Raw genomic sequence first — 7,935 nt, forward strand, 5'->3', positions numbered from 1 at the left:
CAAGAGACGCCTTCGATGCCTGCGCAACGCGCGCGCAGCGCTTCAGCCCTGCGAGCGCAGGCTCGCTTCGAGAAGCCGGACCAGCATGTCCCGCAAGGTTGGCGACGGCCGTCCGAAGAGGGCCTGGACGCGTGCGATCGGCAGGTAGGGCTCTATCGCGGCCGTCAGCGCGGCCTCGGACATTCCGGTCAACCGCGCGTATTCCGACTGCGCGGCTGTATTGACAGCGCGCGGCCGCTGCGGATTGTCGGCGACCTGCACGGCGACCTCCGACAGCATGACGTGGCACCGTGCAAGGTCCAGGGCGGCGGGCGCGCGGACCGCAACGCTCCAGTCGATAATTCGCGGACCATCCGCTGTGATCATTACGTTGTCGGGATGGAGGTCGCCGTGACACAGGCCGTCGCCTGGCCTCAGGCGCTCGATCAGGGCAAGGATGCCCGTGGCAATGTGCCTGGGAACAGCGCCGCCGGAGAGCAGCGATGAGCCGTTCATTAGGTCGCGCAGGGGGAGGACGTCCGGCGGCGGGGGCGTGTTGTGAACGGTCAGGAAGAGCGAGGCGAGGATCGCGCCAGCCCGCTCAAAGGTGATGGCGCCGCTTTTCGTCAGCTGCAGCAGGGTCGGTCCTTCGAGGCGAGGCAGCACAATACCGCAACGGCCATCCAGGGACACCTCACCCAGCACCTCCGGCGCAGGACCGCCGGCAGCGAAGACGGCGCGGGTCATGCGCGCCTCCCACCGGCTCACCCGCCGCGGGATGCCAGCCTTGAACAGCTTAACTACCTGACCGGGCGCCCAGGCGTGGATGTCCGCAAAGACGCCCTCGCCGACCTTCTCTCCCAGGACTCCGCACATCGCCTGTCCTCCCACGGCGAGAAGCAAACACTGGCCACCGGCAAAAAAGAAGCCCCCGGTCGCGATCGCAGCGCCTTGTGTCGACCGCACATCATGACGGCTTCTGGGCCGAAGCAGCGAGTTGGCTGCGGGGGGAACAGCGGCTCAAGAGCCACGAATCGTCGCCCGGCAAGGTCCGGAGGTTGTGCGGGACTTGCGGCGCAGCAATGACGGCCAAGCGCCTCGGAAATCCAGACGCCGCGGTGCGCATCCGCCTCGGCACGTTAAATACGTCAATCTGCAATCCCAGCTTTGCCGGCCACATCTGTCGCTCAGAAGCCGCGGACGGGTTTGACCCGAAGCAGATAGTAGCTGAGTGGCCAGCGCAGCAGCCACAAGGTGACACGCTGCGATTGTCGGTATGTTTTCGGCTCGGCTAATCTTAGCTAAAAGCCCATCGCTGACGGTCCTTCGACCATCTGGGACGTCGGCTCGTCGGGATAGAGGACATTGCTCAGCGAGATCGTCATCGACGGCTTTTGACCCGAGCGAACATTCGGTTGGGATTTTGCACCTCGGACGCTGTCGACTGCATGGACACCTTCGATTCTGGCGCTTAAGCTAACGCAATCGTCAGCAAACAGGGACGATTGTAGTGGCCGAGGAGCGCGTCGAACGCCGGCTAGCTGCCATCCTCGCAGCCGATGTCGTGGGCTATTCGCGCCTAATGGGTGCAGACGAGGTCAGCACGCTCGCGGCCCTGAAAGCGCTCCGGCGCGAGATTATCGATCCCGCGATCGCCGCTCATAACGGTCGGATCGTCAAGACCACCGGCGACGGAATGCTGGTCGAGTTCGCGAGCGCCGTCGATGCGGTGACTTGCGGAGTTGCGATTCAAGAGAAAATGGCCGAACGAACCGCCGAGCCGGCCCAACTGCGCATTCAGTTCCGGGTTGGAATAAACATTGGAGATATCATCATCGATGGCGGCGACATATTTGGCGATGGCGTCAATATCGCTGCACGTATTGAAAATGAATGCGAGCCGGGCTGCGTTTGCCTGTCGGACGACGCCTATCGGCAAGTACGAGGGAAGATGACATTTGCTTTCGATGATCTCGGCGAGAGATCGCTGAAGAACATCGATCGGCCGTTGCGGATTTATGTCGTGCGCTCGGTTGCACGTTCGGCGAAGGCACCCGCCGCGCTTATTCCCGAGGTTGGCAGATCATTGCCCTTGCCCGACAAACCGTCGATCGCGGTGCTGCCGTTCTCCAACCTGAGCGGCGATCCCGAGCAGGACTATTTTGCAGACGGCATGGTGGAGGACATCATTACTACGCTGGCTCGTTTTAAGGAGCTGTTCGTCATCGCACGCAACTCAAGCTTCGTCTACAAGGGGCGCTCTGTCGACGTAAAGCAGGTCGGGCGAGAGCTTGGGGTGCGTTACGTACTGGAAGGCAGCATCCGCAAGGCGGGAAATCGAGTGCGGATCACGGGGCAACTTGTTGACAGCACCATTGGTGCGCACCTTTGGGCCGATCGATTTGACGGTGGGCTCGACGACATCTTCGATCTTCAGGACCGTGTAGCCGCGAAGGTTGTCGGGGCAATCGCACCAGCGGTGGAAAAGGCGGAGATTGAGCGCGCCAAGCGCAAGCCGACGGCAAACCTCGATGCCTACGACTACTATTTGCGCGGAGTTGCAAACATTTACCTCTGGACCAAGGAGAGTACGGCCGAGGCGCTGGCGCTGTTCGAGAAAGCCACTGAATTGGATTCCAAATTTGCTTCAGCATACGGCATGGCCGCTTTGTGCTACGCTTGGCGCAAGATGAATGGCTGGATGGACGATCAACAAGAGAATGATGAAACTGCGCGGCTCGCGTTGCAAGCGGTAGAACTGGGCAGAGACGATGCGATTGCTTTGGGGATGGGTGGATTTGCTCTCGCACTGGTCGTGGGTGAGGTCGAAGACGGCGCCGCTTTGGTCGATCGGGCTCTCGTTCTCAATCCTAACATGGCCGCAGGATGGTTGTTCAGTGGCTGGATAAGAACGTATCTGGGCGAACCGGATTTGACGGTGGAGCATTCAACGCGCGCGATTCGGCTTAGCCCGCTCGATCCATTTTCATTTATGGCGTCTACACTGGTTGCTACAGGTCATTTCTTCGCCGGCCGCTACGACGAGGCTTCGTCATGGGCAGAGAAGGGACTCCGTGAGCAGGCAAATTGGGCTGGCGCAGCGCGTGTTGCCGCGGCGAGCCATGCGCTGGCTGGGCGGCTGGATCAAGCTAAGAGGGCCATGTCGCGACACCGCCAGATTTTTCCGGGGCTGCGGGTTGGCGAGATCAAGCAGATGTTCCCGTTTCGCCGAGCCGAAGACCTCGCAAGATACCAAGAGGGACTACGGAAAGCGGGACTTCCAGAATGACCTACGGATCCACCAGATGACTTTCTGCTTCACGTTCGTGACCTCGACCATTGCTTGGTCGGCTCACTGGACTGATGCGGAAAGCCTCGGTTTGACTGCGATGGGCGGCTTGTGGGCCCTGAGCTGTCGTTCCGCAAACGGCTCGTTCGTTCATCCATTTGGAAACGCTCAATCGGCCGGATCGCATGTAATGGGCGTGTCGACGAAGCCGCGTACTGTTGCGACTTGGGCTTCGCCTTGTCGTCCTCGTTGACGTATAGGATCGAGCCCTTTCCCCGGAGCTTGCGCGGCAAGATTAACACGCGGATGAAGCGGCTCGGCCGGACGGCCACCGCCTGGGCGAATACGGGGCCGGGCCGGACTCATACCATGCGCCGCCCGGCCCATACGACGTCGATCGGCCCGCGGTGTCGATGCGGATCCCGCCCTCGATCAGGCAGGAATCCCGGTCCCTGGTGGCGCAGCCGCCGGGCGGGAAGGCAACGCTTTCGCCGCGCATCCCGGAAGTAGCCGGGCGACTGGAAGAGCGGCGCGAGCGACCCTAAAAGGAAATCGGGCGTCCGCCTGACCAGATTCACAAGATCTCGCTCAATGCGGTTTGCAACAAGTTGCGTGGTTTGTTCCCTTAATCGCGCGGGCCCGTTCGCCGCCTTAGTGTCAAGCTGAAGAACCCGGTGTCGCCTTCGAAGGATGTGCAGAGGACTCAGTCGTTCAGAGATGAGCACGCGGCAATAGCCATCCCATGATCTTCTGATGGGGATCGCGACGACTGCCGACGAATGCGTTCTTGTTCTGCTGAGCGGCGGTCCTGGCGAATTCAGAAATCCCCTCCATAGACTGCCGTTTATTCTTCGGAAGCTTCGCCCATTGGCGAATGATCCCGGCGCGCTTCGCGTCGCTTCTCCCTTACGTCAGGCATCGGGACGCTCCTTGAAGAGGATTTATTCCGGTCGACCTAGTATTGTTTGGGCTCACTAGAACTTCAACGCCCAATCAAGAACTTCTAGCCCCTCTGATCATGCAGCGCTATACACGGGAGCGAGTCTCATATTGGCTCTGCAGGCCCGCCGCCCTAGAATTGCGGCATCGCAGGACAGGCGAAATGCAGTATGTTTGCGACGCGCCGAAGGGCAAGACCTGGTTCCGTATCGAGACGGAAGGCGAAGCGATGCATGAGTCGCGCCTGATGGGCCACACAGTTGAGAAATATTTCCGCCGCGAGCGGGAGAAGGCGGTCCAGTCCTGGCGTCCCGAGCGGCCTAACGCGATCGAGCGCGACATCGGCCTCGAGGCCCATGTACAGCGAGAGATGCCGCTTTTCCTCACACTGCGCGACAGCGAGGGCAATGCACTGACTACAGCGATGCTGCCCCCCGGTGGCAAGAATTGCAGCGGGTTCCGGATCATCATCGTCGCCGCATTCAATGCCGATCCTTATCCTCAGCAGGACACGGCCATCGCTGCACTGGGAGTGCATTTCGGTCTCACACTCGATCGCAACCGCTGCTTCCCCTACGGCCGCTGAGGAGCCTGACAAGTATCGCCGCTTGATTGGAGCGTTGTCGGTTCATGGCCCTTTCCGACCGACCCCAACACCTGCCTGCATCAGGGCGTAAGCCCGACATAGTCGACGCGCGGCGATATCGACGCAAATACCCTTTCCGGACATCGAGCGCGATAGTCTGCATGCCCTCGCGCGCCCCTAGCGCCTATTCGACGAACTCCAGGAGAGCGTTCAACGCCACCCTCGCCGGCACGACAAGTTGCCCCGGACGTTGGACGAACTCGATTTCTCCAGCTTGCAGGGCCTGCGCCACCTTCGTTAGCGACACCGTGCGGAAAGTGAGCCCCGCCATATAGGCTCCGCGTCCTTCTGCGTTCGGTACTGACGGACCGAACTGATCCTTTAGCGTCGTTTCGGTAATGACTTCGATGTTCGCATTTCCCGCGACCACGTTCTTGCCTCCCTTGATGTCGCGCACCACCTCCGGCCCGAACATATCGGCATAGAGCTTGGTGCCGGCGACCGGATTGGCGTCGACGATCATCGCGCGGACGACCGCGACGACGCCGTTGGCGTGGTGACGCCATTCATCGCGCCACAGCAGATCGCGCGTGAAGTGGTGAATGAAAAAGACCCGGCCATAAGGCACCCCGCCTTCTTTCATGCGTACCGCTCGGAAGCGGGCGTCGCGCGCCGCGCCGTCGACTTCCACCGGACGGATGAATTCGAGAGGTGGCTCAACTGGGAGGCCCGCCTTGGAAAGTGCGTCGTAGGTAGTTGTGGAATCTTCGGTGCCGAACGCGAGTCCATTGAGTCCGAGGGAGTAGCTAAGGAGGTCCCGGCGAATGGTCGCGCCTTTGGGCACGGCGATCAGTTCGAGAAAGTCGTTGCCGAACATCGCCAGGTGGTTCATCGAGCCAAGCGAATGGTAGCCACGCGGGGTGAGAGTGAAGCCCAGCCGTCGATAAGTGTCGGCGGCGTGATCCAGGTCGTCACGCGCATTGATGATCACGTGATCGAGCATCGCGCCTGGTAGTGCCATACTGTGCTCCAGCTTGCCTGCCCAAATTTCCCTGATAGCTCCCAACCTGGAGCTAATATCCGGGCTTTTCCGGTCTGCTGCAAGAACAGATGCGAGGTTGATGCGCTGGATCCGATCCTCGGGGGCGTTTCCGACCGACAATCGCGTGGACTACCTGATCCTTGGCAAGATGGTGGCACGATTTTTCATGTGTCATCTTTACGCAAAGCCGGGCAGTCAATTCGGCTATCTAGATCAATGATCAAGCGGGCGCGACCATGGATGGTTCGCCGCTCGTGGCAACACGAGCGACTACGGCTTTGTCCAATGCCGTCGCACTACGGGCTTGACTGACCGAAAGTCGCTGGTCTTAGGCTACCGGATCCTTGTTGCGGGCCTTACGGTGCCACGATAGGCAGGCGAGCACGCCGATCTGGATATGAGACGTTCAGATTCTCGCCGAAAAGCGGTCGAACGCAGTTAGCGCCTGGATCCGGATTTCGATATCGCTCTGATAGATCGTTTTCTGCAGGTACTCGATTTCGGTATCCTGATTGCTCTCGTCGACATCGATGTACCACGACCGCGGTCGGCCATCGGCGCCGTCGCTCCAGCGATAGCCGCGCCGCTTGAGCGCGTCCTTGAGCTCGAATGGCGACTGCTCGGCCCAGATCCGGATCGTCTTGCGGCGTGCACGCTCGAGCAGTACGGAAAGCACGGTACGATCGAGTTGGGGCAGGGTAATCGCGAGGATTTCGAGTAGCGCTAGGCAATCGTCGACAGCCCGATGTGCCTCGTGAAACAGCCCAGCCTTCATCAGGAGATAGGACAAGCGCGATCCTTCAAAGCCGTGGCCGCGCCATTCGACCTCGCTAACCGAGCAGGCCCAAGCCTTGTTTATGAACAGAGCCGCGTAACGCTCCATGAATTTGCGGTCGAAACCCGCATTATGGGCCACGACCACGACGGCATCGGAGGCGAACTCGTTGATCCGCGCCTCATCCAGGCTGTGGCCTTCGACCATCTCGTCGGTGATGCCAGTCAGTGCCGTGATCTCGGGGGGAATTGCGATCGATGGCTGATTGAAGCAGCTGAAGGTATCGGTGACCCGGCCGATCCGCCCATCCGCAAGATAAGTGAACTTGACCATCCCGAGCTCAATAATCTCGTCGCGGGCCGGATCGAGGCCAGTGGTCTCGACATCGAGCAGGACTGCGGTTTTGGTCGATTGTCCGTCGCTCGGCGTAAAGTCGGAACGGGGAACCAGCCGGCGCAGCACCCGGTAGTCGGGTGACCGCTCCAGCATGCCGGCGATCTCGGCGAGGGTTGGTTGAATGGTCATATCAGGCGCCGGATGTTCATTCTGGTTGAAAGCTCGCCAATCTAGCCTATCGAACCGGTCCAGGCATTGCAGTGCCTGTGGATAGATCTATTGCGCGTGCGTGGATGGCTCCGGGTAGGACGGCATCTTTCCCTCCGAACTGGCTGAAAACTCCATCCGGAACGCTTTGCGCGCCGCGGGATGCAGCCGGGCTCTCGTGAGCCGTGCCACTTCGCGTCACGGATGGGGGCTTCGACCCTCGCGTCGCGACAACGCATGCCTCGATCACGTTATTCGGAAAATACGAAATAAGACTCGACGAAACACCCAACTCACTTTTATCATGCTGTGCAAAGAGAAAGGTGAGGCGATCGTGATGGCAAATCATGGGGCCAGGTCTTCGGATCTCGTTGAAATCGCTCGCAGAAGCGGAGAATTTCGAAAGCACTATGGCGTCGCGCTTGGCGCTTTCCTCTATCTCAGTTCGATCATCGCCGCGCGGCCGCGTTCGATCTGGTGGAGCGGGGTGCTGACGGCTCTAATTGGCGCGGTCGCGTTGTGGATCAAGAGCCGGGGCAGTGGTGGCTAGCAAGCGATGCTGTTTAGTATGCTTGGGCAGCAAAGAGGCACCGCTGTCCAGCGTTCAAAAAGGCGGGAGCTCGGTGGACAAACTGGCAGCTCGTGGCGCAAGCCGGACGTTCGGCCGGTCCGGCATGCCTCATACGGGCCGGGAGCCAACATTAAACCTTCTACGATCGTTGGAGTGGGAAAGCTTAAATCGATGGGGTGTACGAGCCTCGGCGCGTCAGGTGTAGCCATCG

Annotated in this window: 6 protein-coding genes; 3 read left to right on the plus strand and 3 right to left on the minus strand. The window is 60.3% G+C overall.

The features are described from left to right. Positions 1-42 precede the first annotated feature (42 nt). Positions 43-855, minus strand: a complete 813-nt coding sequence (locus JQ586_RS22440; protein ID WP_212396779.1) for an aminoglycoside phosphotransferase family protein — start codon at positions 853-855, stop codon at positions 43-45. Between the two features lie 634 nt (positions 856-1,489). Between JQ586_RS22440 and JQ586_RS22445 the strand changes: the two genes are divergently transcribed. Together JQ586_RS22445 and JQ586_RS22450 are read left to right on the plus strand one after the other, a co-directional pair. Then, complete coding sequence (locus JQ586_RS22445) at positions 1,490-3,268, plus strand: adenylate/guanylate cyclase domain-containing protein (RefSeq protein WP_312016997.1); 1,779 nt, start codon at positions 1,490-1,492, stop codon at positions 3,266-3,268. A 1,102-nt stretch (positions 3,269-4,370) separates the two neighbouring features. Next, positions 4,371-4,793, plus strand: coding sequence for a hypothetical protein (locus JQ586_RS22450; protein ID WP_212396780.1), 423 nt, complete (start codon positions 4,371-4,373; stop codon positions 4,791-4,793). Between the two features lie 184 nt (positions 4,794-4,977). Here the strand turns inward: JQ586_RS22450 and JQ586_RS22455 are convergent, their stop codons facing one another. Together JQ586_RS22455 and JQ586_RS22460 are read right to left on the minus strand one after the other, a co-directional pair. Further along, positions 4,978-5,814 (minus strand): VOC family protein, encoded by an 837-nt coding sequence (locus JQ586_RS22455; protein WP_212396781.1) that lies wholly within the window; start codon positions 5,812-5,814, stop codon positions 4,978-4,980. A gap of 427 nt (positions 5,815-6,241) precedes the next feature. Beyond that, on the minus strand, positions 6,242-7,135 hold the full coding sequence (locus tag JQ586_RS22460) for a 3'-5' exonuclease (protein WP_212396782.1): 894 nt from the start codon (positions 7,133-7,135) through the stop codon (positions 6,242-6,244). A 322-nt stretch (positions 7,136-7,457) separates the two neighbouring features. Between JQ586_RS22460 and JQ586_RS22465 the strand changes: the two genes are divergently transcribed. Further along, complete coding sequence (locus JQ586_RS22465) at positions 7,458-7,703, plus strand: hypothetical protein (protein WP_249147937.1); 246 nt, start codon at positions 7,458-7,460, stop codon at positions 7,701-7,703. Positions 7,704-7,935: the final 232 nt, after the last annotated feature.

It is taken from the genome of Bradyrhizobium jicamae (assembly GCF_018130215.1).
GTDB classification, from domain to species: domain Bacteria; phylum Pseudomonadota; class Alphaproteobacteria; order Rhizobiales; family Xanthobacteraceae; genus Bradyrhizobium; species Bradyrhizobium jicamae_A.

Coding starts and splice junctions, on each gene's coding strand:
- JQ586_RS22440 (WP_212396779.1), bottom strand. CDS start 855: ATGTGCGGAGTCCTGGGAGAGAAGGTCGGCGAGGGCGTCTTTGCGGAC.
- JQ586_RS22450 (WP_212396780.1), top strand. CDS start 4,371: ATGCAGTATGTTTGCGACGCGCCGAAGGGCAAGACCTGGTTCCGTATC.
- JQ586_RS22455 (WP_212396781.1), bottom strand. CDS start 5,814: ATGGCACTACCAGGCGCGATGCTCGATCACGTGATCATCAATGCGCGT.
- JQ586_RS22460 (WP_212396782.1), bottom strand. CDS start 7,135: ATGACCATTCAACCAACCCTCGCCGAGATCGCCGGCATGCTGGAGCGG.
- JQ586_RS22465 (WP_249147937.1), top strand. CDS start 7,458: ATGCTGTGCAAAGAGAAAGGTGAGGCGATCGTGATGGCAAATCATGGG.